This is a genomic window from Bordetella tumulicola (genome assembly GCF_965138755.1).
Lineage (GTDB): Bacteria > Pseudomonadota > Gammaproteobacteria > Burkholderiales > Burkholderiaceae_B > Bordetella_A > Bordetella_A tumulicola.
The window spans coordinates 188,760-214,938 of sequence record NZ_CBCSFP010000004.1 but is presented as its reverse complement, the minus strand read 5'-3'; the positions used below and the strand labels follow the sequence as shown (position 1 = coordinate 214,938).

Genomic DNA, 26,179 nt, shown 5'->3' with positions numbered 1-26,179 from the left:
CGAGCACACTCCCTATCGCGCCTGGCGCTGACGATGTCAACGCTGTTGCTTCGCATAAGGGCTATTGCCCTCTAGCAAAATGACAAAATTCTGCGGCTGCCTGGCCAGATAATGCACCTCGAATGGCTGGCCTACGGCGGGATAGCGTACTTGGCCGCGGCTAGGGTACACATTGAAATTAGAACTATCGAAGTGCGTTTCTATCCGCTCGCCATCGGCTTTCTGCAACATGACCGAATAACGTTCGACGGACTGATTGTTGTGAATATTGCCGGTATCTTTGACGGAGACGACCACTGCTTGCCCGGGGACGCCATAGTGATAAATCAGTGGCGCCGTCACGTAATGACCAAACATGAACAGCACTGGCGTTCCAAAGGGAATACCGATCATCAAGACGCACACGACCACGAGTAGCGGTGTGCTGGATGAGGGCACGCCCATCAGCCGGGAAACCAGCAGGATGATGAGTACGAGCGCAATAATAAAAACGGGGAATGGCCAGACCTTATCCATCATCCAGACCAGCCATGACACTAGAGTTTCCGCCATATGAATCCTGACCCTGCGTTATCGGTTATTAGCGTTGCGGAATTGCCCGTTGCTAGGGAGACAACACCAGGACTTTAAGCTGACTGGGGACGATGCGGATCGATAGCGGGCAGTTGATCAAGTTTGCCGGCCCGAGACTGGTGACCCGTGTGCTGGGCGTTCCCCTGACAATCACCGTAAATGCTCCCGTGAGATGCTGCTGCCGGGACATCACCGTTTGTGAAATCAACCCCAACCCAATGCCCGGCGTGTCCCCCACCGTCAGCGGGCGGGCGCTCATCAAGTTATGCCATGGCCCGCCACCGCACAGAATATTGAATGCGATCGGGATCGTCAAAGGCCCGAAGGCCATATTGGGATACGGAATCGGAGGAAGCGGCGTCTTACATACATCCGGAAAACCTAAATCCATTCCGCCGAATTGTGCATTTGCAAACATGAGTTTCTCCTCGCGTGGGGGCTGTATCGTGCTGCGCCAAACGTGGCGTCCTAGCCCATCAGAATCTGCTTACCGTCGACTTTCATGATCGTTTCACCATTAATAAACGTGGTGTTTCCATTTAGCCGAGCAATGAAATCGGCGGCATAGTCGATATTGATCGCTTTCACCGTGTCGGTGCCGGTGACGTAACGTGCGGACCGGCTCGTCGTTTCACTCACGGACTGGTAGTACGACTCTCGCTGATCACCCGTATATCTGGACGTTACCGACACCACGTTCAGTTCAACGCTAGTGAGCGTGTAATCAAGGCTTTTGATAGACCAGTCTTTCGTGTTGACGGCACCCGAGTCGGCCTCGAGGCTAAAAGCGTCCGTTTGCATCGTCAGACGGTCACGGCCCGTCAGCGAAAGCGTGTCGGCGGATACGGCAAGCTCACCATCGACTTGCAAGATCATGCGTCCTCGGGTGCCCTGCTCCAGTACCGCAATAATGTACAGCCCACCTGCCACGTCCCCCGATACCAATACTTTGTCACCGGGATCCGGACGCAGCAGGCAGCTCGCCGCACGCTTGACCTGATACTGACGCCCGTGCTCGCGATTGCTGACCGTAAAAAAAACATTATCATGGGCGTCGACCAGAAATGCGCTGTGCACATGCGTGTCGCCACCAAACGCAGTTGCCGTCTTTTGAAGCAGCGGGTCCAAATGCCCCGTCTTGGCATCGATCTCGCCATCGGCACTGGCGCGAACGTCATTATCCTGTTGACGAAGGTTCATGATAATTTGACCCATTGCTCCGCCTGCAACAACGCATGATCCGGCGACAAAATGCCACTCTTGGACCCATAGCGGGTCTCATGATCAATGACCGCGTGGTGCTTGCTTCGCATGAAACGCCCGCCACGAAAATTGGCGTAGCTGATATTGGAGTACGAGAAATCCGTAAATGACATGCTGCAATCAGAAAAGTCAGCATGCTGTAAATTGCTGCGATTCAAGATCGTCATCGTCATATCGGCACCCCGGAAGTTGGCACCCTCGCAGTTAGTGCCAGAGAAATTTGCGCTTTCAAGCTGCGCGCCGGCAAATACCGCGTTGGTCGCATTGGCCTCTATGATTAACGCCTGCCGAACCGTGGCACGGTCAAATCGGCAGGCCTGCAAGTCACACCCCTTTAAACACGCTTGAGATAAATCCGCCTGCGAAAAATCGCTGCCCGCCATATCGCTGTCGGTAAACTGAGCCTGGACAAGATGCATGCCCTGAAAACTATAATCTCTCGCCGTGCATTCCAGCGCAATCAGATTCGTGAAGCGTGTGTTCTCCAGCGTCAGGTTTTCGAAATTGAAATCCGTCATTACCAAATGCTGAAAATCGGAGTCCTTAAACCCTAACCGTACCTGCTCATTATGGGACATCACGAGCTTTTCTATCTGGGACGCCTCGATTTGCAAATCAAGTATCGGCGCCTTGACCAGCATGCCCTCGTTATAGCGGCACTCGCTGAACACACAGCCTTCAAATGCACACCCGAGAAATTGGTTTGTATGGAATGTGCCTCTTTCAAACACACAATTTACGAACCGGCAACTGGAGAACACGCAGTCCTTGAGCGCCGTATCCGACCAGCGAACGCCGGCGAATACGGACTCATCGACATGGCAAGACCGCCAGTCCATTTCAGAGAACGCATTATTCTCAAAGATGCACTGTCGAATCTCCGCGCCATGCCACGCCAAGCCCTGCCAAGACAAATTTTTCCATAAAGAATCGGTAATCGACTCCCCGTCATGCACCAAAGACAGGAAGTGTTGCTGTGCCGTGTCTAGCCCCATCATTTATTTACGCAATGGATAGACATTAGACCTATCCATCAACATATCCTGCTGAATCGTATTTGCATCGGCCTTGATCATGGCAAGCTCAGCGCTAAAAAAAGACACATGCCGCATGTCGGTACAAGTGAAGTCGGCCGACTTCATTTGCGCCTCACTGAAATCGGAATTATTGATATGCGCTTTGGACAAATCGGATCGAACAAACAGGCAGCGTTTGAAGAAACTATCCGCAATACTGGTCTCCTGCATTTTCGCTTCCGAAAAATCACACGTACTTAAATCACTGGCCATGATCGTGGCTTGGTTGAAGTCGACTTTTCTAAAACTGGATGCCGAGACCGTCGAATGGGAAATATCGAGATCTTGTAGCATCGTGTCCGCAGCAAAATAAAGCTTTGACGCCTGACATTGGGAAAGATGGAATCCTTGTATGGCCGTTATGCCGGCAAATGACATAGAGTCAATGTGGCAAGCGTCCATACGCAGCCCTTTTATCCGTCCTTTGAGAAAACCGTGCCGTAGAAAGTGGCATTTTTCAAAGGTGATATTCTCCAACCGGCTGCGCGTGTAGGCAAAATTAACGAAACGGCATTGCTCAAAAATGCAGTTTTTCAAGCTGATTTTGAAATGCATCCACGCAGTCAGATCTGACTGTACAAAGCGGCAATCTTCAAATTGCGCTTTGTCCGACTGCACATCAGGTAGCCGGCAATCAATAAACTGGCACTGTTTGAAAATGGCTTGATTCCAGTCCACTGACGAAAAATCGCAGCCATGGAAAACGACTTGATAGAAATCACACCGTGCCATCTGCGATTTCGAAAAATTACAGCGAGAAACGCGGCTTTCCGTGATTGTCAGGCCATTCAAACTCCAGCCGGCATAGGATGCCTCCGTGGCCACAAATCCATGCAACTCGTAGCCGTCATCACCTGCCGGCAGTGGGTCAGTAATGAGCTGGTTCAAACCAAAGATTCGATATAACTTCCTCGGCCTACCGGACCAATCACGCTTTGGCGGCGTTGTAGTGAGCGCTCTCGAGGAGCTATCCTCAAACTGCTCTAGCTGCAGTAACCGAAGTTGCCGTAATTGATCTTGTGCGGCGGGACTTGCCGCGGTCTGCGGGCTTTCTCCAGGCGAAATGCTTTTCTCAGCGTCTTCTTTCAAAGAGACCAGCAGAGCCTCTCGATGCTCTCGCAGATAGCGCTGACGCTCATCAGCCGTTTTCTTGGACGGCTCTTCGGTGCTCGGTTTAGAGGCTTGACGACGTTTCCTGAACTGCTGCTTGGCCTCCTTCAGGCTCATCTTGCCCTGCCGCTGCTGCTTAAGGATGTCCTCAATGACTTCATCGCGAGAGATTTTCCCGTTCCGACTTTTCTTCAGCCAGGCCAGCTCTCTCTCTACCTCAGCAGTCTCTTCGGATTTGGTCGAACCTGCCTCCGCGCGTAGCGTGTTCTGCGCCAACTCTTTCTCTAACTTTCTGAACTTGTTCTGCAACAACGGAGAAAGCTCGATCTCATCGTCTGACGTCACGCGGATAAAACGCGTATCGACAAGCGCCTTATCCAACAGCGCGGAAAACGCGGCCGTTTGCGGATTCAGTCGCTCATGAAACTCTTTTTCGTAATACGCCTGCGGCCTGGCTAAATCAGTATGCTCCGCGGCATACAAAATATGACTAACGTCGCTGGCGTCATCCTCACCGATAAGCACCGCGCCCTGATAGATCAGGATCGCCTTTTCGAGATGAGGGTAGGCCCAATAAGTGGTCAGTTTCAGAGGCACTTCCCTGAGAAAACCCGACTCTTGGGCGACGACCTCCGCCATTTTAATGAATGCCCTGACAACCAAAGGCGGCACGGTCGTGATCAGTTTTTCCTTATCGCGATGCATATGCGTAAAGGCAATCTGGTCTCCCGTCTCGAGACGATTGAGTCGCTGCCGTGGCGGGCTTTGATTGAAGTACTCCCAATCAATATCCCGGGCAAAACCGGGAAACTCATGCACCCGCCAGTGGTCGTCATAGGTACCCAACATCAGATGCCGACCGGGAGTCTCGATGGGTATGGCGGCGTACCCGGCAGGCGCGTAGCGTTTGCCCGGGTGAATCACGGGATGGGCGGGGTCTTCGATATTTGGCAGGAATCGAACTGACAGGCCATTAAGTTCAGTATCGTGATGCCCCTTTCCTACCGGATTATCCTCATAACCCGCGCCACCGTAGGCATTGCGCCAATTGATGGGGATGCTCTCAAACGGAATCGCCTGGGTAGGTTTGCCATCTGACCAATAACGATCGCCGGTCACCCACAAGTCTTTTCTGACATTGTTGACCGATACCGACACGGCCGTCCTGCCATTGACGGCATATACCCCAAATCCATGGGCGTTGAGGATAATTTCCGGCGTGTGCTTGGGGATACCGAAGTCCAGCGCTTCCGTGCCGAAATTCAGAACAGATTCATCCTTGAACGTGCCCCATAGCCGCTGCTCGGTATCCAGATAAAGCCCGGATGAAAAATCCACCATCGCGTAAGCGGTGACAGCCAGATAATCCTTGTTCAGATATTTATATGGACGAGTCAGGCAGGACAGGCGATTGGGTTTGATGACGTTCATTAACCAACAACAAATTTCACAGTGATCAAATAATCAAGAACAGCGCTTTGAACACCGTCTTGAGCTCGCCAAATTTCCCGTCTATCCCAAAACCTTTGGCAGACACCGCGCCGATATCAACCTTGACGTACCCGAGGTCCGATTTCTTGCCGTAGATAGTATTCTGAGAAAGATTGAATTGATGCCGAGCGGCCGAAAAAGACTGATGGAACGCGCGGAATTGAAATACCTCTACGTAAGCCTCACCTTTCCAAATACCGTGTGTGAAGTTAGATTTGCTGGTTTCTTTGATTGTTGCCCCATTCAACAGCAACTCGGGCGTTTTGAACTCGATGGCGTCTGGCGCTTGGTGCGTCGTCTTCGATCCGGCCATGTTGATAGAGTGTGAAGCATCGCCGCGTTGAATATCCAGTGGGCCCGCATCCGCCAGCAATTTCATCGTCGTGGCGGTTGTGAAATCACCCTTACCTGCGGTTGCGTCGATCATGACATCCGTAGGCGCCTTCAGGTACGCATTGTCGCCGCTGAACATCAACTGATGATCAGGGCCGCCTTTCTCCAGGGTAACCGTGTTATCGCCGGTCGATTTAACCCGCACAAAACCGTCCGCCTCGAATACGCCATAGCCAGAATCGGCTTTGATCTTGATATGGCCGCTAGTGGAGGTCATATCAATATCTGATGTGGTGGTATTGGTATATTTTTGCGAGAAAGTCTCTACGCGATCGCCGGAGGTAACCTTCAGCGTATCGACACCGCCATCTACGGTTGTATCCCGGTAGCCGCCAATCAAGTTCTTTTGATAATCGCCAATATCATTGTCTTCAAAAGTCCCAATCGTGGTCGTGCGGGATTCGCCTACGTCACGCGTTTCCAGCCCTTCAACCACGACATGCAGATCTTTCTCCGAATGCAGCTTCACATACTCGCCACCCAGCTTGTTCTCAATATACATGTGGCTTTCGTTGGCCGGACTACCATAATGAGAACGGCTGCTGAAACCGACAATAGTGGGTGACGGGCTGAATCCCCCCGCAGGCATCTGACGATCGTTATAGACGCGACCCGTGACGATTGGGCGATCGGGATTGCCGCCGATAAAGTCCACTACCACTTCCTGACCCACGCGCGGCGTACTGACCGCACCATAACCATTACCAGCAGAATCATTCGATACGCGGACCCAGCACGAGCTGTTTTCGTCAGGCTGGCTGTAGCGGTCCCAACGAAAATGGACTTTTATGCGCTGGAAGTCATCGGTATAAACCTCCGAGCCCGACGGCCCTGTCACCACGGCCGTCTGGGGACCCGTCGTTTTAGGAACGGGCGTGGCCACGGGCGCGCGGAAAGGCAGGCTGGTGGGCTGAACCGAGAACTCGAATCGGTACTCCCCTTCGCCCTCTCCCGACTGATAGCCGGCCTCAGTCAGAAAATATTTGACCGAAACAATCAGATATTCCCGGATATCCACTTTGCGGGGGCTTCGGCGCAAACTAAACGTATAACCGGGAGCTAGCCCACGCACAGTGGCGCAACCGCTGCTGCGCTCGCTGGCGGAACGTGTTTCCTCAAGCCGAATCCTGACGTAATGTTCGCCATGCTGGACATCAACGTACCCCCCTTGCCAGTCGTAGATCTCACGATTGGCTTGTTCTACCGGGTAGGAATCCTTGAGACGGCTTTGCAGATTGAGGCTCGATTTCTTGAAGTCGTAGTCGTTGACAACATACTCGACCCCCCGCAGTTCCTCTTCACTGCGCCACGTGTAAATGACGTCATCGCCGATCACGGCATTGTTTTCGTGAGGCAGGTAATCCAGCGAGGCGTAGTCTGGCAGAGGCTCATGCTCGCCGATGTCATCAATCAGCACCAACGTGTTCTGATTCTTTTCGTGTTTGAAGTAATAATAAATACCTTCATGCTCCATCAGCCGGCTGATAAAGTCGAAATCGCTTTCCTCGTACTGGACACAATATTCACGGGTTCGATACGAACCCTGTAGTTTTTTCTCGTAGGTGCAACCCGAGTACGAGCCCAAAACTTCGTCCAGTATCTCGACGACACTCTTGTTCTGATAGATTTTGCAATCGCGGTTCCGCGTCAAATACCACAACCACGGGCACACGGTTGCTCGGTATCGCGCCAGGCGCACGCCGCCCGCCTCCTGCCCAACATAGGAAAATCGGGTGACATCGCCGGTTAAATAACGCTTGGCGCCAGGTTGCGTTTCTATTTCCAGCGTCAGGGGCTTACCCAACACAGAGGTAGCACTGATTTCGGCCGTTTCCGCCACGAGTTCCACTTCAAACTCATACAGTTTGGACAATGTTTCTTGTCCGTGCATGCTTTTGAACTTCAATGCCGCCCCTAAGGCGGTCTCAGCGACGACGACTCGATTCATGATCCCCACTCTATTCAACGGCGTTAGGCACGGCTACACCTGCTCCGGCTGTGGCACTTTCGAGAGGGATACTAGATTTCCAAGATGCCAAGAATATGACTGTTAATGAAAATTACATTTGAAGCACATTTGTTGAAAATTATGAATCGCCGGCGTCACGGCATTTTGAGAACTGACTCCCGCGTACAGTCAAGTCAACCACTTGCTGTACGAGTCGGGCCTGACGCGCTCGCGACGTCACGATGAAGTACTCGACCTGGCCAGTGGTAGGCATGCCCATCACTTCCATAAGCTCTCCACGTTTTAGCCGCTCTTCGATCAGTACTCTCGGCAGATAACCCATCCCGCCGTTGCGTGCCACAAGATCGATCAGCGTGTTCATGTTGTCGCAGCTATTCACATTGCGCAGATCGGCCCCCTTTGATTTCAGCATCTCGACCTGCCCCGCGAAATATGGCGAATCTCTTGGTATCAACCAAATGGGCCCGGCATTAAGCAAAGAAGCCAGCGCTCGCTTCTTGAGGTTGCCGTCACCGAAGAGGCGCCAACGATCCTGTGCCATCACCCAGAGCATGGGCGTGCACCCTAGCGAGGTGCTCGTCAGTGTCGGGTATTCCACCCTGCCCGCCATGAGAACAAAATCCAATCGGCCGTCCTCCAATTGAGCGAGCAATCGGCGGGCAATGCCAATATGAAGCTCGTAGGTCACGTCCGGCATTTCGCGCTGCAGTTGGCCGACTAAATTTCCAAACCAAGTCATCGGAATATCACCGGAACCTATCCGGATTACCCCTTGAGTGGCGAGACTGTCACGGGCACTGCCGAGCACCTCTTGAACTTCAGCCACCAAGGGCTCGATGCGATGAAGGAATTTTCGCCCTTCCACCGTGGGCTCCATACGGTGGCCTTTACGCTCGAACAATGTCGTGGACAGCGACGCCTCAAGTTCACGTATGCGCAACGAAATTGCCGGCTGAGTCGTGTGCATTTTTTGTGCCGTGGCTGCAAAGGTGCCAAGACGGTTAACCCAAAGCGCGGTTTCCAAGTTAAGCAAGGTAGGGCGTGACATAGGGTGTGAAGATTCCATCAACATAATAATTTCTTATGTTATTGGAAAATTAAAAGTGATTTTTTCTTTTATTAATTTAGGCTTTAAATAGCACGACATCACCAAATCAGCTCAAGGCGTGTCATGCCACTAAGCTCCCGACTCGATCGGAATGCGTCCTCAAAAGATCTGCCCCAATCATCCAGAGGGTCAACGCCCTCTTTCCCGGATGCACAAACCGTTGCTGATCTACGTGCCATCGCTCGACGTCGCTTGCCGCTAGGTCTATTCGAATTCGTCGATCGAGGCAGCGAGGCCGAATTGGCTTTACGTGGCAACCGCGAGGCGCTGGATCGCGTTCGACTGTGGCCGCGGGGCCTAGTCGACGTTAGTGAACGCAATACGCGCACGACGTTGTTTGGCCGCACGATGGCGCAGCCCTTCGCTATCGCACCCACAGGCGCCGCTGGGTTGTTGTGGCATCACGGCGAAATTGCTTTGGCACGGGCAGCCGCAGCGCAAGGCGTTCCCTTTACGCTCTCCACCGCGTCCATCACCTCGATGGAGGATGTAGCCGATCAAGCAGGGGGACGACTTTGGTTTCAGCTCTACATGTGGCCGGATCGACGTATGTCTTATCAATTGCTTGATCGCGTCAAGGCAGCGGGGTACGAGGCCCTGCTGGTCACTATTGATACGGTTGTATCTCCCAAGCGTGACTACAACCATCGCAATGGATTCTCGGTACCGATTCGCATCAATCGGCGCAATGCACTGGACGTGGCGCTGCATCCACGTTGGATGTTAAGCGTCATGGCCCGCTACTTGTTAACTAGCGGCATTCCCCGTCATCAAAATTATCCAGAAGCGTTGCGTCGGTCCCTGATGGAAAGGCCAAGGCATGTGCGCGGAACACCCAAGAACGAGACGCTTACCTGGGAAGACCTGCGTGAACTGCGAAAACGCTGGCAAGGGCCGTTATTAGTCAAAGGCGTCATACACCCGGAAGACGCGCGGGCAGCGATGAATTGCGGTGCTGACGGCGTGGTGGTATCGAACCATGGAGCCCGTAATTTCGATCCGGGTATCGCGGCCATTGACGCGCTACCCGCCGTGGCTGAAGCCATAGGCGACCACGGCACGGTGTTAGTGGACAGCGGCTTTCAACAAGGCAGCGACATCGTCAAAGCACTCTCTTTGGGCGCAAATGCCGTGCTGCTGGGCCGTGCTCCGCTATATGGCGTGGCTGCCGGCGGCGAAGGTGGGGTGACCCGCATATTGCAAATCCTGGCGGACGACGTGGACAGAACCATGGCATTCATGGGCTGTCGCAGCATCGCCGAACTAGGGCCGCATTGCATAGCACGCCGCTGATCCTTTGCCCGATTTTCGCGCCCCATTATCAATTACAACGACGAGACAACGCTATGCAACGGAGACATTTTTGCCTGTTCCTTTCCACGATAGGCCTGGCCCCGACTCTCGCCCTCGCCAATGAGGACTATCCCGCCCGAGCCATCACGATGATTGTCCCGTTCGGACCCGGCCTCTCCACTGATGCGATCGCGCGGTACATGGCGGACGAAATGGGCAAGATCGTCGGCCAATCCATCGTTGTTGAAAACCGGGCCGGTGCCGGGGGCACAGTGGGTTCACAAGTCGCGTCGCGCGCGACTCCCAACGGCTATAACCTCGTATTCGTGTCGAACGGCTCTCATGCCGGTAACGTCGCGCTGTTCAAGAACCTACCCTACGACCCGATTAAGGACTTCACGCCGGTCGGCGCCATCAGCGCCGCTCCCTGGGCACTGGCGGTACGCCCCGACCTTCCTGCCAAAGACGTACCCGAGTTCCTGCGTTATGCGTCCGAGAGACCTGGCGCGGTAACGGTGGCGCATGGCTCGGCAAGCTCCCGGGCCTGCGTGGCGCTACTCGAGACCAAAGGCGGCATAGACGTCAACGACATCCCCTATAAGTCACTACAACCGGCAATGATCGACGTCGAGGCCAAACGACTGGATGCCTGTTTTCTACCTTTGGGCGTGGCAATCATGGCCCACAACGCAGGCAAGCTGAAAGTTCTGGCCATCACGGCACAAAAACGGTCGCAATTGGCGCCCGATATTCCGGCCATGGGCGAATACCTTCCAGGTTACGAACTCGTGTCCTGGATTGGAATTATGGCGCCCGCTGGTACGCCATCGGACATCGTGCAAAAGCTGCATTCAGCGATGGCCACCGTCCTCTCCAACCCTAAGACAGTCGAAAAGCTGGCTGGGTTCGGGCACGACGAACTTGCACTGGACCCGTCTCAGTTCGCCGAACTGGTTGCCGCTGACATAGGCCGTTGGAAACAGCTCGTGCACGACGCCAACATTCCACAGCAATAGGCAGTTCGACTTCTTCTTATCAGACAGGAGACCCATATGACGCTGCAGGTCCGCCCTTTCAACGCTCTATTCGCCGCGCAGGTAACCGGCATTGATTTGCGGCAGCCGCTTTCCCGCGATACCTATGAAAAGCTCGAGGATGCCTTAGCCACATATGGCGTGCTTGGCATTCCCTCTCAACCCATCGATGACGCCCAGCAAGTGCAGTTTTCTTCGGGATTTGGCCCGCTGCATCAGGCCAGCCGTGACCCGGCGCAACGTCGGATAAAGGACCCGAATTTTCAAGATGTCTCGAATCTGAATCTTCAAGGCGAAATCGCCCGCAGTGGGGAGCGCGCCTACAGCGATGCCAATCTGCTCTGGCACACCGATCTTTCCTTTGTTGCCGCGTCAGCGCGCATTACGGTTCTGTCGGCCCGCGAACTGCCCGCGGAGCCACCGCCCACCGAATTCGCCGACATGCGCGCTGCCTGGGACGCACTACCTACCGATCGTCAACGTGAACTCGAAGGCTTGCAAGTCGAGCATAGCGTTCTCACCTCCCGCGCCAAGACCGGCTACACACGATTTACCGAGGCCGAGCGCAAGGTATTGCCGCCCGTGACACATCCACTCGTGCGACGCCATCCTCGCAGCGGCCGAAAATCCCTTTATCTGGCTTCGCATGCATCGCACATCATCGGGTGGCCCGTTGAAAAGGGACGTGCCCTGCTTGCGGATCTGATCGAATACGCCACGCAACCGCAGTTCGTCTTTGCGTATCAGTGGAACCCATTTGACGTGCTGATGTGGGACGACACATGCACCATGCACCGTGCCGTACCTTTCGACTCGCGTAACCAGCGTCGAGAGCTGCGCTGGAACGCAGTAGTCGAGCCCGCTTGAACAACATGGGGAAAATAGATATGAGCGTCCGCGTTATTCCGTTTACACCCACTTTTGGGGCCGAAATCGAGGGACTGGATCTGACACGCACATTGGATCCCGACAGTCTCGAAACGATTGAGCAAGCACTGGCGCAGTATTCACTGCTGAGTTTTCGAAATCAAAAGGTCAGCGACGAACAACAGTTGGCATTCTCCAGCCGATTTGGCCGCGTACATCAATCGGTCATGGATACCGCGCGACGACGTCTCACCGATGCGCGCTTTGGCGACGTATCGAATATTGCCAAGGACGGCGGGCTGCTGACCAAAGATTCTGAACGCCGAAAATTCAGCGACGCCAACCAGCTTTGGCATACGGATCTGTCTTTTATGGCTGCGCCGGCGCGGATGACGGTGCTATCGGCTCGCCAACTTCCGCCTGTACCGCCCGCCACCGAATACGCAGACATGCGTGCCGCCTGGGATGCGTTACCGCCCAAGCAACAACGCGCACTTGAAGGGCTGCGTGTGGAACACAGTATCTTCGCCTCACGGGCCCGCGCCGGGTTCACGGAATTCAGCGCCGAGGAACGGGACAAAGCGCCCCCGGCTATTCAGCCTCTGGTTCGCACTCACGCCCGTAGCGGACGAAAATCGCTATACCTGTCGTCCCATGCCGGTTGCGTGGTTGGCATGCCGGAGGACGAGAGTCGCGCACTGTTGGCCGAACTGACAGATTTTGCGACGCAGTCACAGTTCGTTTTTTCCTACTCATGGCAGCCTTACGATCTGATCTGCTGGGATGACAGCTGCACGATGCATCGAGCAACGCCGTTCGACTCGGAGCAACACGTTCGCGAACTACGATGGAACGCCGTTTGTGAGCCCGCTGCGCTGCTCGCGACGCTCTCTGTGTAATCGAAGGTGTGCGTTTTGGATTGAACATATATATAAAAAATGGAGACAACATGACGCAACGCAGACAGTTCATCACGGCCATGGCCATTGGTATTTCGATTCCCCTACTGGCTCGTGGCAACACACCGGACTACCCATCTCGGCCCTTGAAGATCATCGTAGGTTTTCCGCCGGGTGGATCGTCGGATAACACGGTAAGACTGCTAGGCGCCGCGTTGCAAAAGCAAATAGGACAACCCGTGATCGTGGAAAATCGTCCGGGTGCATCCGGCGCCATTGCCGCCCAGGCAGTGGCTGCCGAGCGTCCCGATGGCTATACATTGCTATACGCGACATCCAGCAGCCATGCGATTGCCCCGCACTTCAATCCGAAACTGGGCTACGACCCGCTGAATGATTTCACGCCCATCACATTGATCGGCCGTGCCGGGCTGGTGTTGACTGCCAACAACTCACTGCCCGTAAAAGACATCACTGACCTTATTCGTTATGCGAAGCAACAGCCGCCGGATACGATTACCTATGCATCCCCCGGACAAACCAGCTCTCAGCATCTGGCTATCGCACTCTTGAGCAGAGCTGCCGGCATCGAGCTGCGCCATATTCCCTACAAAGGTAGTGCGCCCGGCCTGATGGATCTGGTCGGCGGGCAGGTCAACTTGATGATAGATAATCTCACTGCACCGCTTCCCTTTATCCGTGATGGAAAAATTCGGCCCTTGGCTGTCACCTCGATCAAGCGAGCTGAAATGCTGCCCGACGTGCCAACCCTGGACGAAAGTGGCATTGCCGGCTTTGATGTCCAGGCGTGGGGCGGGATTATGGCTCCAGCCAATCTGCCTGCACCGCTAACCGCCAAGCTGAATCGAGAAATCAACATAGCGCTGACGGATCCCGCCGTGCGTAAGTCCATGCATGACGCGGGTAACGTCCCACAAGGCGGATCGTCCACCGATTTTGCAAATTTCGTGGCCGGCGAATCGGCATTCTGGAAACGCTCCATCGGCCAGTCCGATATCAACAGAGGCTGATCATGCAGCGCCCTACCGACCGTGAAGCCTGTACTGCATTGGTGTATCGCTTTTACCGTAGCCTGGACACACATGACTACGCGCCGCTGAAAGACATTTTCACAGCGAATGCCAGCATGACCCGAATGGGAAACGGCCATGCAGGCTTGACCGCCATTCGGACTGCCCTGTCAAAACGCGCAGCGACGCTACGGACACGGCACGTCATCAGCAATTTGACCATCGACCCCGAAACGAACGGAGCCGCCTGTGGCCACTTGTATATGACGGTGGTCCGTTCACATGCATCACCGAACGCCACATTGCCACTATTGATTCGCGGTCCCTGGCGAATGTCCGACGTAAAAATTGGCTTCGAGCACACGGATTCAGGTTGGCGCATTGCCACTCTATCGACGACTTCTCTGTTCGAATTTGATCCATCGTTACCTGCTGAAGAGGTATCCGCATGAAATTGGCTCGCTTCCGTACAGAAGACCGCACCAGTTGGGGGCTGGTATTGGAGGAAAAGGGCGTCCTCGTCGAAGCGCCGGCCGCGCTTCGCTCCAGTGAGATGATACGTGTGCTCACCGAGTCAGGCAGTGAGCTAGCACAATATTTCTCTGCCCCGTCCTTATGCCAACTCCCTCTGGAACAGTTAACCCTGCTGCCACCAGTCGCCCTACCGGGACGAATTCTTTGTGTCGGTCTGAACTATCGTGCCCATGTCGAAGAGGTCGGCCGAGAAATGCCACGCCATCCCAGCATATTCCTGCGAGCAGGCGATACGCTGCTGGGGCACAACGGTGAGGTTCCAATGCCGGAGGTGTCGGAATGCCTGGACTATGAGGGGGAACTGGCGTTGGTGATCGGTCGTGGCGGCTCGCGCATCGCGCAGACCGAGGCACTGACGCATATTGCCGGCTACACCTGCTTCAACGATATCAGCGTGCGCGATTGGCAGAAGCAGTCGGTCACTGCCGGAAAGAATTTTCCGGGGACAGCCCCTTGCGGCCCTTGGTTAACCACGGCCGATGCCGTCGGCAATCCCGAAACACTTGTGATATCCACTCGTTTGAACGGCCGCGAAGTGCAACGCGATCAAGTGAGCAACATGACCTATACGTTACCCGCACTCATTGCTTATCTTTCGACCATCGCACCGCTTAAGTGTGGTGACATCATCGCGACCGGTACGCCGGCCGGCGTTGGCAGCGGTCGTACGCCTCCAGTCTGGATGCGCCCAGGAGATCGCGTCGAGGTGACGATCAGCAAGGTGGGAACGTTGACTAATACCGTGGGATATCCGTCTTAGAATACGGATATCCAGATTTTAGGAAGATTGCGTACCAAAAATTACTAGATAGAGGCACGGCCTCAACGTGTTATCAACACTTCCTCCGGCGCCTGCCCCACGAGCCGCTCATATAGGGTCGCGTCTGTCGCACCCTCAGTATTGATCACGAAGATGCGCGACTCGGCATCAATGCCCAGCGCTACCTTGATTTCAGGATCACGCATTGCGGACAAGAAGCCTGCTAAACCTACGCAACCGCTTTCGCCGGCAACAATCGGTTGATCACCTTCGTGCGGCTTTGCGAGCAAGCGCATGGCATTGACCGCGTCATCCTCATCCACCGTCATGAACGCATCCGCGCAGCGGGTCAAAATGCGCCAAGCCACCAAGGAAGGCTCGTAGCACTCCAGCATTGCCATGATAGTCGGGCCAGCGTCTGCCACACGCGTGCGCGCCCCAAGCCGGGCACTTTCGTAAAGACATGCAGCGCGTGCCGGATCGACGACCACGAACTGCGGTCGTCGCTCGCCGTACGTTAAGTAGAAGAACGCCGCCGTTGCAGCCGCAATACCTCCAACACCGGCCTGAACGAACACATGCGTTGGCGGCGCATCCAATTGTTCGATCGCCTCTGTGAGCATGGCGGTATATCCCTGCATGACCAATAAAGGAACGTATTCATACCCAGGCCATGAGGTGTCCGACACCACCATCCAGCCCTCTCGTTCGCACGTAGATGTGGCTTGGGCCACAGAATCATCGTAGTTGCCCTGAACCCGAACGATTTCAGCGCCCAATTTTTCAATGGCGGCAATGCGTGCCTCGCTGACGCCGGCGTGGACGAAAATCACTGATCGGGCTCCGACCACCTGGGCGCCTTGGGCCACGGAGCGGCCGTGATTACCGTCGGTGGCGCATGCGACGACGATTTCGCGTGCGACCGCGCGAACGTCTTCTTCCTCGATGTTTGACATATCGACAACACGGTTAAGACGCTTTCCCGCCATTTCAAGAACTAAACGAATCACCGCGTAGGCGCCTCCAAGCGCCTTGAAACTACCCAGGCCGAACCGAGCGCTTTCGTCTTTCACCTGAATGGAGGCCACCGCAACGTCAGACGCCAGCCCAGGCAAGGAAACCAGCGGAGTAACTGCGTAGCCTGGACGGGCAGCAATGTACGTTGCGGCTTTGTGAATCGAATCGGCATTGAACATGCCTTCATCTGCATATTCCAGGGCAGAGTTGTGGTCAGGGTGGGCATTCAGGATAAACATAGCGTCCTTGGGAATTTCCGAGGGAAAGTAGATGACGGCATCGAAGAACTCCCGTCATAGTCCATAGATGAAATAATATTTCCCCAAGGGTGTCTAAACAGCTGAAAATTTGCCCATAAATTTGAATAATTTACGAATTTCTCGCACGTTACTGGAAAGGAATTCCTCATGACAATGGAGCTGGACGGATATGACCGGACCTTGCTTGCTGCGATTCAAAACGACGCGCGCTTGGCGCAGCGTGATTTAGGGGAACTCGCCAACTTGTCGACGGCGGCCGTCAATCGGCGACTCAAGCTGTTGAGTCATGCCGGCGTAATCGAACGCTATGTTGCCTGTCTCAATCCCAAAGCCCTAGGCCATGGCCTCACCATCATTGTGGAGGTCAAGGTAGAGAGCGAACGCGCTGAGTTGCTACAAGAGATGCAGCGCAGCTTTACGTCTTGCCCCCAGATCCAGCAGTGCTACTACGTCGCGGGGGAGTGCGACTTCGTGCTTATTTTCTTGGTACGCGACATGGAGCAGTACGTCGCATTGACTCGTAGTCTGTTCCACGACAACAACAACGTAAAAGCATTCAAGACGCTTGTGGCTCTGGATCGGGTCAAAACAGGAATGTCGGTGCCGATTTAGAAGGTGACATCACGCGCCTGTGCCCCGCATTTTCACGACCATCTCATAAAGCAGCTTGGCTACCGGACTTAATTCCCGTCCGCGCCGATGAATCAGTCCGATGGTGCGGCTGACGACGGGATCGAGCAATGGCACGCTGGCCAGGGCCGTATGCCCTACAGGGGGCATTGCCAACTGAGGCACCACGCCCACCCCCAGGCCCGCTTCGACCATGCTGACCAGTGCCGGCACATGCTGCACTTCGCAGAACCATCGCGGCCGATCGGGACGGTGCGCCAGGGCCTGGTCGATCAGGAAACGGTTGCCGCTGCCCTGGGCCAAGCTGATGTATTCGCAATTCGCCAGATCGCGCCAGGCTAGCCGGCGACGACGCGCCAGCGGGTGGTCTGTGCGCAGCGCCACCACGAACGGCTCTTCCAGTAATGGTTGGAATTCGATGTCGGCATCCTGTGTGCCGATATACGTCAGACCAAAGTCGGCGTCGCCGCCGGCCACTGCGGTCAGAACCACCGACGATGACTCGTCGACGAGCCGGATGCGGATGCGCGGGTACTGCCGGTGGTATTCACGAATAACGGCAGGCAGGAAATACGCCACGGCCGAAGGCACACACGCGATGGTGACCTGCCCCGACATGCGTTCGGCCACATCCTGAATGCCGACCAGCGCGCTTTCCAGTTCATTCAGGACATTGCGTGCGCGGGGCACGAATCCACGGCCGATGGTGGTGAGCTCGACCTTGCGTGTGGTGCGCGTAAACAATTGCACGCCCAAGGCCTGCTCCAGTTTGCCGACGCGCCGTGATAGGGCCGATTGCGACAGGTGCAGTACTTCTGATGCCGCGCGAAAACTGCCCAAGTCAGCGACCGTCAGAAATGCACGCAAATCAGCCAGATCGAATTTCATGCGTTTTTATCAATAATCAATCGAATATTTGCACTTTACTGGATATTCGGGTTTGCGCATCATTTCGCCTCATCAAGCCGCGCGTTGCGGTATCCAAGACGGAGGTAGACAACGATGAACCTGATGCACCGATTTCTGCAGTGGCGCGCCGCGCCAGCCTTGGCGCTGGCCAGCCTGACCTTGCTTGCCTGCGGGGCCGCCACGGCCGCCGAGGAATGGTCGCCGCAGCGTCCTGTGCGTCTACTGGTGCCCTACGGACCGGGTGGCAGCTCGGATGTGATTGCGCGCGCCATGGCTGCGGAAATGTCGCGGACCCTGGGCCAGCAAGTCATCGTCGAAAACAAGGGCGGTGGCCAGGGCGTGATCGCGACGATGGAAGCCGCTCGCGCCGAGCCGGACGGCTACACACTGCTGCTGGGCCACGTGGGCACGCTGGCGGTCAACCCGGCCATGATGTCCAAGCTGCCGTATGACCCTCAGCGCGATTTCGCGCCCATTGCGCTGCTAGCCAAAGTGCCCATGATCTTCGCCGTGGGCAAGAAGGTGCCCGCCACGGACCTGCCCTCGTTCGTGGCGCTGGCCAAGTCCAAGCCGGGGGTGTTGAACTACGGTTCGGCCGGCAACGGCAGTGCCGGTCACCTGGCGTTCGAGATGCTGAAGACAGCCACCGACATCGACGTCATGCACGTGCCCTACAAAGGCACCGGCGCGCAAACCACCGACCTATTGGCCGGCAACATCGACGCGGCCTCGGCCGGTACGCCCGGACTGCTGCCGCACGCGCAGGCGGGTAACGTGCGCATCATCGCCGTCGGCTCGACGCGGCGCTTGCCCGTGCTGCCCGACGTGCCCACGGTAGCCGAGCAAGGCTACCCCGGTTTCGAGAGCTCGCAATGGTTCGGCCTGCTGGCACCGGCCGGCACACCCGCACCCGTGATCGCCCGCCTGCAAAAAGACGCCCTGATCGCCCTGCGCTCGCAATCCGTCAGCGACCGCCTGGCGCACGACTCCAGTGAGCCCGTGGGGCTCGGACCACAGGAATTCGCGGACTTCATCCAGGCCGAAGGCTCGCGCTGGGGCGAGGTCGTGCGCCGCGCCAACCTGCGCACCGAATAACAGCCGCCATTTATCCCTACAGGACTTTCGCTCACATGAACGCAGCAATGACCTCTTCCACCGTTTTTTCTGAAACCCAATTGTTGGATCTAGGCACGCGAGCCTTCATGGGCCTGGGCCTTCCCCCGGAAGACGCCGCCGACGTAGCACGCGTGCTGGTGCAGGCCGACCTGTTCGGCCTAAGCACCCATGGTCTGAGTCGCATTGAATCGTATGGCGAGCGCCTGCTGGTAGGCGGTATCCAAGCCCGCGCCCGGATCTCCGTGCAAAGCCCCGCGCCAGCGCTGCGCCTGATCGACGGTGACAACGGCATCGGGCCCCTGGTGGGCATGCACGCCCTGCGCGCCGCAATGGAAGCCGCTAAAGCATGTGGCGTCGGCGTGGCCTTTGCCCGCCAAAGTAACCATTTTGGGCCAATCTCGCCGTACGGGCTGATCGCGGCCCAGGCGGGCTTTGCCAGCATCATCGGCAGCAATGCCACCACCACCATCGCGCCCTGGGGTGGCAGCGACGCCCGGCTGGGGAACAGCCCGTTGGGCTTCGGCGTGCCCAATCCCGACGGCCCGCCATTCCTGCTGGACATGGCCATGAGCGTGGTGGCACGCGCCAAAATCCGCAACGCGCTCAAGCGCGGCGCGACGATCCCCGACACGTGGGCAACCGACCACAACGGGCGCCCCACCACCGATCCCGCCGCAGCGCTCGATGGCTTTCTGCTACCGATCGGCGGACACAAGGGCTATGGCTTGGCGTTGCTGGTCGATATGTTTGCGGGCGTACTGTCCAACGCCGCCTATCTCACGCATGTGAAATCGTGGGTCGATACGCCCGACCAGCCGCAAAACCTGGGGCATTTCTTCATCCTGATCGATACCACGCGTCTGGGGTCGGCAGCCTGGCTGACCGAACGCATGACGGACTTTGCCGCCATCCTGCACGGCAGCCCGCCCGCCCAGGCCGACCAGCCTGTCATCGTGCCCGGCGAGATTGAGCTGGCCAATATGGCGCGCCAACAGCGTGACGGCATCGTGGTCGACCCGGCCGTGCTGACACTGCTGCAGCGTCACGCTGCGCAGGCATGACACAGGCGAATCCGGCGGCCCCAGCGAGCCGGCAGGCTGCGCTGAACGCCGGGTTCGGCGATACTTTATAGAACGCACCCTTATCGACCTATGCCACACCGAGCAAACCGCCCGCTACAGCACCTGACCTTATTACTGGACCTAGCATGACTCTCGATCCCAAGATCATCGCCGCCTTCACTCCCACTGGGCGGTTGCGCGCCTCCATCAACCTGGGCAATCCCATCCTGGCCGGCCGCGACCCGAACACCGGCGAGCCGGCAGGCGTATCCATCGATCTGGCCCGCGCGTTCGCCGAGCAGTTGGGTGTTGAACTGGAACTGGTCGTCTGGGACAGCGCCGGTAAATCCGTCGAGGCCGTCACGGATGAGCAAGCCGACATCGGTTTTTTTGCTATCGATCCAGTGCGCGGCGCCGGCATCACATTCACCGATGCCTATGTCCTGATCGAAGGAGCGTATCTGGTGCGCGACGACTCGTCCCTGCGCGAGCGCGACGCCGTCGACCGCGAAGGCATCAGTGTCATGGTAGGCAAAGGTAGCGCGTACGATTTGTACCTCACGCGTGAACTCAAGCAAGCGCAGATCCTGCGCGCGCCCACCTCGCCCGCCGTCGTCGATACTTTTTTGGCCGAAAACGCCGACGTGGCAGCCGGCGTCAAACAACAACTGGAAGCCGACATGGCCCGCCGTTCAGGCCTGCGCATGCTGCCGGGCAGCTTCATGGTGATCCGCCAGGCCATGGGCCTACCCAAGGGCCGCAGCCCTGCCGCCGCCGCGACGCTCAGCGCTTTCGTCGAGGAGATGAAAGCCAGCGGCTTCGTGGCCCAGGCCCTGCAACGTCACCATATACAGGGCGCCGCCGTAGCACTGGCATCGGACGTTACGTAGCCAGGTGGCGTCCACAGCGACCCCACAAATAACGGGAACTAGAGACCCGCTAGCCCGGTGTGGACTCACCTAAGAATCGGACTGGACACGGCATGGGTCATATGACGTACCAACGTGTCTTGAAAGGCCTTTGCGCGTGCGGAGATGACCCGACTCTCATAAAGCGCATACAACGTGATCGGGCTCAACTCCCATTGAGGAAGTACGCGTTCCAGATCATGCGCATCGATTGTCTTATCGACACCGATGTGGCAAGGCACCCAGGCGATCCCCCCTCCCTGCGCCGCGATCTCCACCCCCAGCAGCGTACTGTTGCTGGCAAAGTGGGCAGACACCGGGACGCGTTGAACTTCCACGTCTCGCCGCAACTCCCACATCGTCTCATCGCCCGAACCCATAATCTCGTGATTCAAGAGATCTGACGGTGCTTTCAGACGACCCGCTCGGGCAAGGTAGGAGCGCGACGCCACCAGGATCCGCCTCATTTCGGCCAGTGGCTTCTGAATGAGTTTTGAGTCCTTTTGCATACCTCCGCGTATGCTCACATCAAAACCAGTATGCTCGATCGGTGACGCCACGCCCCCGAGTTCAATTTCATAAGTGAGCTGCGGATATTGCCGACGTAAATCTTGGACGACGCCTGGAACAACGGCGGTCAAGCCCGGCAAAATGGAAACCTTCAGCCTCCCTTCGGGACGTTCAAGCGTAGTCTGAATGGTCTCCTTGGCGGTCAGAATGCTATCGATACCCTCAATACACTCCTGATAAAAGTGTTCGCCAACCTGCGTCAGACTCACCTTGCGAGTCGAGCGGAGCAAGAGGGTAAAACCTAGCGCTTGTTCCAGCAACCCGACACGCCGAGAAAATGTCGCGATAGACATGTCCATCGCGTCCGCCGCGGCCGTGAACGTGCCTCGCCTGACGACTTCCACAAAACACCGGACGTCATCTAAAGATATATGTTTTCTCATCGCTCGCCGCCTCCGCGGTCCGCCGCAGCGCTTGCCTTGCCGCTCGTCTCGAACCTGCCTAGAAAGGTATCAACAGCCAACCGCACCCATCGATCAAGGCTTTCTTCCGAGGGTTTTGATCCGGGATGTAGCAAGCATTCCAACTGACCTTCCGTGCGGAGCATGCCGATGAACAACGACGCCGCCGTTTCGGCGCCGATGGCGTGGATGTCAATATCGCCCGCTCGGGAAGCCGCGCTGAGGAGATCAGCCACTATCACAGTCGCCGCGCGCGGCCCCGCAAGATAGAAGTACCTGCCCGCTTGTGGGAATCTGGGCGCCTCGGCGATCACTACGCGGAACAACGCCACGCCGATATCGGACAAGGCGATATCCAAATAGGCCCTGCCGACATCCGTCAACGTCTTGCTGAGGTCACCGGGCGCGGGCTTAATCGACCGGACCGTCGCGTCCATGGAGGCACATTGCCGCTCGATGACTGCCAGGAACATGGCTTCCTTACTTGGAAAGCAGGCATACAGCGTCTTCTTGGAAACCCCCGCCGCGCGCTGAATTGTGTCGGTCGTCGCTGCGCTGAACCCATGGGTCAGAAAAACCGATGCCGCTGCGTCCAGAATCACCTGCTTCTTGTCGGGGTGAGGATGTGCTGTATCGATCACTGAAGGCTCCAAATTTTGGCAAGTATACCTTTCGGTATCGTTATTAATCAATGATTATTACCTATGTTTTTGCTTGACTGGTTGAAATTTTAAGATTTAAGATACCGATCGGTTTCTTTTATTTGATACTGGCACCTGCTGACCTTTCAATGCGAAGACAGGATCAGGAGACCAAGCGGTATTGAACTCAGTTAAGGAATGACATGCACCGTCCTGCTCAAAGGGCATCCATCTGCCTCGCTCCGCTTGCGTCAGCCGTCTTGTTGGCGGGTTGTGTGGCCGTGCAGCCGTTCGACACGCCGTCCATCGGGCCGGCATCGGCAGCCCTGAATTCGCGCGAGTCCATCATCGCCAGCCAGCCCGCGCTGGACGAGGCGTCTGCGCCGCAGCGCTGGTGGGATTTGTTCAATGATTCGACTCTGACGGACTTGGAAGTCGGCATCGAATCAAACCTGACGCTGCGGGCCGCTGCATTGCGCATCGAGGAAAGCCGGGCGCAACTTGGCCTGGCAGATGCCCGGCGTCGTCCTAACGTGGGCGCAAACGCAGGGTACGCCAGGGATGCCATCAGCGAAAACTCGCCGATTCACCAGCTTGGCGCGCCCACAGCGGGATATGACACGTGGTCGCTCGGCCTGCAGGCCGCTTGGGAAATCGACCTATGGGGACATTTACAGCATCTCAGCGCGTCCGCGCGGGCCAACCTGCAAGCCACCTACTACGACAGCAAGGCAGCCAGAGTATCCGTCACGGCTGAACTTGCGCGTACCTATCTGGTGCTGCGAGGCTTGCAGGCGCAGGAATCGATCGTCAATGAAAATCTCGATATTGCCCGTAACCTGGTGCGCTTGGCGCAAAGCCGGCAGCGCAACGGAGTCGTCAGCAAATTCGATGCCGTGTCTGCCCGCGCCGATGTGTCCGCCCTAGAGGCGCGTGCAACGCAGCTGCACCACGAACGCGCCGCGCTGATGAACGCCGTGGCACGCCTGTCGGGTAAGGCCCCGCGCGAACTCGACGCGCAGTTGGCGACGGCGCCGTTGCCCAGCATGCCCTCCCGGCTACCGATCGGCATTCCCTCGGAACTCGCCAAGCAACGTCCCGATATCTTGCAGGCAGAGGCTAAATTGCGTGCGGCCGTCGCGGATATCGGTGCCGCAAAGGCAGACTTCTATCCCCGCATCAGTCTTACCGGCACGATAGGCATGCAAGCCTTTAACTTGTCCGACTTGGGAAGCTGGGCATCAAGGCAATACGCGTTCGGCCCTTCCTTGTATTTGCCGATCTTTGAAGGCGGCCGGCTCCGCCGCCAGCTAGAACTGACCGAAGTCCGACATCGCTTGGCGGCAATCGCCTACCAGGACACCGTTTTACAAGCTTGGCACGAGGTGGACGACGCGCTGGGCGCCTATGCCAGTGAACTGAAGCGACATGAACAGCTTCAATCGGCGATGCGCGACAACCAGACCGCGCTGACCATCGCCCGGCGCTCCTATCAGCAGGGCGCGGCTGATTTCACGACTGTCCTGATCGCGCGCCGCACGCTTCTCGCAAGCCAGGCTGATCTGACCGACTCCGCCACGGCGTCCGCGCTTGCGGTGGTGTCGCTATATCGAGCCTTGGGCGGTGGTTGGTCGCCTGAACTCAATACCGGAGCCGCACCGAAGGCAACGTCATGAACGCCCCCACATCCGCCAGCACACCGTCGGCCCCGCCTTCCGAACCGGCGTTCGGACCTCGTCTGGCCGTTGGGCTGCTGGGGATCCTGCTTGCCGCCATGGTGTCGGGCCTAAGCGGTCGCGTTCCTTCGCTGGTGCTGATTGATATACAGGGTGGGCTTGGATTTTCCAAGGACGACATATCCTGGTTAACGACGGCCTATTCGGCGGGCGAACTCGCCGCGATGCCCTTTGCCGCATGGTTTGCCATCACTTTCTCTATGCGCCGTTTTCATATCGCCATGCTTGCTGCAGCGATGGCATTGACGACGGTGCTGCCGTTCATTCGCGATCTGCATGTACTGCTGCTCTTGCGAACCCTACATGGTCTGTGCGCCGGATCGCTGGTTCCCATTTTGATGATGGCCGCGTTACGTTTTCTGCCCGCGCCGATTCGGCTACATGGCCTGGCGCTTTTCGCGATGACAGCCACGCTATCCCCAAATATTGCACTTTGGCTGGCGGCATTATGCGCGGACCGCATGGACGACTGGCGATGGGCATATTGGCATGTCATTCCTCTCGGCCTGATCGCCATGGCGATGGTGGCCTGGGGTATTCCAAAATTGCCGATGGCCTTACCTCGGATCAAGCAGGCGAACTGGTTTGGCATGGTGTTCGCAATGCCAGGTTTGATGCTGCTCGCGGTCGGCATCGATCAGGGCGTGCGTCTGGATTGGTTTCAATCGCCCGTGATCACCGTCGCGCTCGGAATCGGACTGACGTTCACGGCATTATTTTTAATAAGCGAGTGGTGCCATCCCGCACCCTTCGTGCAACTCGAATTATTAAAGCGCCGGAATATCTGGCTAGGATTCGTCACCCTGATCGGACTCCTGGTGGCCATGTTTTCCGGCGCCGGTCTGCCAGCGAATGTGCTTGCTGGGCTCCATGGATTTCGACTGGAACAAACCGCGTCGTTGGGTTTAATGATTGGTGCCCCGCAACTTGTTTTAGGCTCCGCGGTGGCCACGCTTCTATATCGGCGCTGGATAGATGCCCGACACGTGTTCGCCGCTGGACTGGCTTGTATGGCCGCCGCGTGCTGGCTGGCATCCTACGTCACCGATGAGTGGATGGTTCCACAGTTCCTGGGGGCCACGCTACTGCACGTTATTGGCCAGCCATTAGCCATGGTTGCCATGCTCTTTCTGATCGTAAGCGTCATACAGCCAATAGAAGGCCCATTTCTAGCAGGTCTGGTCAACATCGTCCGGGTCATCAGTACGATCTTTGCCGGTGCCGTCATTGGCCAATTGAATGTCGTACGGACCCGTTTTCACTACGAAACACTGCGGGATCAGGCAGGTAACGCCATGGGTCGATGGGGCGGCTTTGATATTCCGTCTCACGAGCTTGTCGAGCTCATTACCCGACAAGCAAGCGTGCTGGCCGCAGCCGATGTCTATCGAGTGATAGGCCTCATGGTATTGCTGTTAATCCCCGTCGTGCTGAAACTCCGGTACATCCCTGCTCCAGTGGTACCTCGCGCCTCACGTGCCGTCGCCTCCCCCGCCATAGCCGGTCCTACAACCTGAATTTGCTAACCA

Annotated in this window: 24 protein-coding genes; 13 read left to right on the top strand and 11 right to left on the bottom strand. The window is 56.7% G+C overall.

Annotated elements, in window-relative coordinates; genetic code table 11:
* Positions 1–36 precede the first annotated feature (36 nt).
* The 7 genes from ACNAZS_RS13515 to ACNAZS_RS13485 form a co-directional block, all read right to left on the bottom strand.
* The gene (locus tag ACNAZS_RS13515) at positions 37–552 is read right to left on the bottom strand and encodes a hypothetical protein (protein ID WP_415790059.1); all 516 of its coding nucleotides are present in this window, start codon (positions 550–552) and stop codon (positions 37–39) included.
* 52 nt (positions 553–604) lie between these two features.
* Positions 605–991, bottom strand: a complete 387-nt coding sequence (locus tag ACNAZS_RS13510) for a DUF4150 domain-containing protein (protein ID WP_415790057.1) — start codon at positions 989–991, stop codon at positions 605–607.
* 50 nt (positions 992–1,041) lie between these two features.
* Positions 1,042–1,773: a DUF3540 domain-containing protein gene (locus tag ACNAZS_RS13505; RefSeq protein ID WP_415790055.1), complete on the bottom strand. Its 732-nt coding sequence runs from the start codon at positions 1,771–1,773 to the stop codon at positions 1,042–1,044.
* Positions 1,770–2,834 (bottom strand): pentapeptide repeat-containing protein, encoded by a 1,065-nt coding sequence (locus tag ACNAZS_RS13500; protein WP_415790053.1) that lies wholly within the window; start codon positions 2,832–2,834, stop codon positions 1,770–1,772. Before ACNAZS_RS13500 ends, ACNAZS_RS13505 begins: the two co-directional genes overlap by 4 nt.
* Entirely contained in the window at positions 2,835–5,453 is a 2,619-nt protein-coding gene (locus ACNAZS_RS13495; RefSeq protein WP_415790051.1) for a DUF2169 family type VI secretion system accessory protein, read from the bottom strand.
* A gap of 25 nt (positions 5,454–5,478) precedes the next feature.
* Positions 5,479–7,854 (bottom strand): type VI secretion system Vgr family protein, encoded by a 2,376-nt coding sequence (locus ACNAZS_RS13490; protein ID WP_415790049.1) that lies wholly within the window; start codon positions 7,852–7,854, stop codon positions 5,479–5,481.
* Between the two features lie 139 nt (positions 7,855–7,993).
* Positions 7,994–8,923, bottom strand: a complete 930-nt coding sequence (locus ACNAZS_RS13485) for a LysR family transcriptional regulator (RefSeq protein WP_415790047.1) — start codon at positions 8,921–8,923, stop codon at positions 7,994–7,996.
* A 123-nt stretch (positions 8,924–9,046) separates the two neighbouring features.
* Between ACNAZS_RS13485 and ACNAZS_RS13480 the strand changes: the two genes are divergently transcribed.
* Genes ACNAZS_RS13480 through ACNAZS_RS13450 form a run of 7 tightly spaced genes read left to right on the top strand, consistent with a single transcriptional unit; the run spans position 9,047 to position 15,401 of the window.
* Entirely contained in the window at positions 9,047–10,276 is a 1,230-nt protein-coding gene (locus ACNAZS_RS13480; RefSeq protein WP_415790045.1) for an alpha-hydroxy acid oxidase, read from the top strand.
* 53 nt (positions 10,277–10,329) lie between these two features.
* Positions 10,330–11,292, top strand: coding sequence for a Bug family tripartite tricarboxylate transporter substrate binding protein (locus ACNAZS_RS13475; protein WP_415790042.1), 963 nt, complete (start codon positions 10,330–10,332; stop codon positions 11,290–11,292).
* A gap of 36 nt (positions 11,293–11,328) precedes the next feature.
* The gene (locus ACNAZS_RS13470) at positions 11,329–12,177 is read left to right on the top strand and encodes a TauD/TfdA dioxygenase family protein (RefSeq protein ID WP_415790040.1); all 849 of its coding nucleotides are present in this window, start codon (positions 11,329–11,331) and stop codon (positions 12,175–12,177) included.
* A 20-nt stretch (positions 12,178–12,197) separates the two neighbouring features.
* A complete protein-coding gene (locus tag ACNAZS_RS13465) occupies positions 12,198–13,076 on the top strand; it encodes a TauD/TfdA dioxygenase family protein (RefSeq protein ID WP_415790037.1) in 879 nt (292 codons plus the stop codon).
* A 50-nt stretch (positions 13,077–13,126) separates the two neighbouring features.
* Entirely contained in the window at positions 13,127–14,107 is a 981-nt protein-coding gene (locus ACNAZS_RS13460) for a Bug family tripartite tricarboxylate transporter substrate binding protein (RefSeq protein WP_415790035.1), read from the top strand.
* A gap of 2 nt (positions 14,108–14,109) precedes the next feature.
* Complete coding sequence (locus ACNAZS_RS13455; protein ID WP_415790032.1) at positions 14,110–14,559, top strand: nuclear transport factor 2 family protein; 450 nt, start codon at positions 14,110–14,112, stop codon at positions 14,557–14,559.
* Entirely contained in the window at positions 14,556–15,401 is an 846-nt protein-coding gene (locus ACNAZS_RS13450; protein WP_415790029.1) for a fumarylacetoacetate hydrolase family protein, read from the top strand. Before ACNAZS_RS13455 ends, ACNAZS_RS13450 begins: the two co-directional genes overlap by 4 nt.
* A gap of 62 nt (positions 15,402–15,463) precedes the next feature.
* Here the strand turns inward: ACNAZS_RS13450 and ACNAZS_RS13445 are convergent, their stop codons facing one another.
* On the bottom strand, positions 15,464–16,657 hold the full coding sequence (locus ACNAZS_RS13445) for a diaminopropionate ammonia-lyase (RefSeq protein WP_415790026.1): 1,194 nt from the start codon (positions 16,655–16,657) through the stop codon (positions 15,464–15,466).
* Positions 16,658–16,825: 168 nt separating this feature from the next.
* Between ACNAZS_RS13445 and ACNAZS_RS13440 the strand changes: the two genes are divergently transcribed.
* The gene (locus ACNAZS_RS13440; RefSeq protein WP_415790023.1) at positions 16,826–17,290 is read left to right on the top strand and encodes an Lrp/AsnC family transcriptional regulator; all 465 of its coding nucleotides are present in this window, start codon (positions 16,826–16,828) and stop codon (positions 17,288–17,290) included.
* Positions 17,291–17,299: 9 nt separating this feature from the next.
* On the opposite strand, the gene ACNAZS_RS13435 is transcribed toward ACNAZS_RS13440, so the two are convergent.
* Entirely contained in the window at positions 17,300–18,196 is an 897-nt protein-coding gene (locus ACNAZS_RS13435) for a LysR family transcriptional regulator (protein WP_415790020.1), read from the bottom strand.
* Positions 18,197–18,310: 114 nt separating this feature from the next.
* Here ACNAZS_RS13435 and ACNAZS_RS13430 point away from each other — a divergent pair, with 114 nt between their 5' ends.
* The 3 genes from ACNAZS_RS13430 (at position 18,311) to ACNAZS_RS13420 (ending at position 21,284) form a co-directional block, all read left to right on the top strand.
* Positions 18,311–19,312 carry a Bug family tripartite tricarboxylate transporter substrate binding protein gene (locus ACNAZS_RS13430; RefSeq protein WP_415790014.1) on the top strand — a complete coding sequence of 334 codons (1,002 nt, stop codon included), beginning with the start codon at positions 18,311–18,313 and terminating at the stop codon, positions 19,310–19,312.
* 47 nt (positions 19,313–19,359) lie between these two features.
* Entirely contained in the window at positions 19,360–20,394 is a 1,035-nt protein-coding gene (locus ACNAZS_RS13425; protein WP_415790012.1) for an Ldh family oxidoreductase, read from the top strand.
* A 146-nt stretch (positions 20,395–20,540) separates the two neighbouring features.
* The gene (locus ACNAZS_RS13420; protein ID WP_415790010.1) at positions 20,541–21,284 is read left to right on the top strand and encodes an ABC transporter substrate-binding protein; all 744 of its coding nucleotides are present in this window, start codon (positions 20,541–20,543) and stop codon (positions 21,282–21,284) included.
* Positions 21,285–21,349: 65 nt separating this feature from the next.
* Here ACNAZS_RS13420 and ACNAZS_RS13415 read toward each other — a convergent pair whose 3' ends face one another.
* Entirely contained in the window at positions 21,350–22,255 is a 906-nt protein-coding gene (locus ACNAZS_RS13415) for a LysR family transcriptional regulator (RefSeq protein ID WP_415790008.1), read from the bottom strand.
* Complete coding sequence (locus tag ACNAZS_RS13410; RefSeq protein WP_415790006.1) at positions 22,252–22,914, bottom strand: TetR/AcrR family transcriptional regulator; 663 nt, start codon at positions 22,912–22,914, stop codon at positions 22,252–22,254. The genes ACNAZS_RS13415 and ACNAZS_RS13410 overlap by 4 nt, the downstream gene beginning before the upstream one ends.
* 203 nt (positions 22,915–23,117) lie before the next feature.
* Between ACNAZS_RS13410 and ACNAZS_RS13405 the strand changes: the two genes are divergently transcribed.
* Positions 23,118–24,590 (top strand): efflux transporter outer membrane subunit, encoded by a 1,473-nt coding sequence (locus ACNAZS_RS13405; protein WP_415790004.1) that lies wholly within the window; start codon positions 23,118–23,120, stop codon positions 24,588–24,590.
* The gene (locus ACNAZS_RS13400; protein WP_415790002.1) at positions 24,587–26,167 is read left to right on the top strand and encodes an MFS transporter; all 1,581 of its coding nucleotides are present in this window, start codon (positions 24,587–24,589) and stop codon (positions 26,165–26,167) included. Before ACNAZS_RS13405 ends, ACNAZS_RS13400 begins: the two co-directional genes overlap by 4 nt.
* Positions 26,168–26,179: the final 12 nt, after the last annotated feature.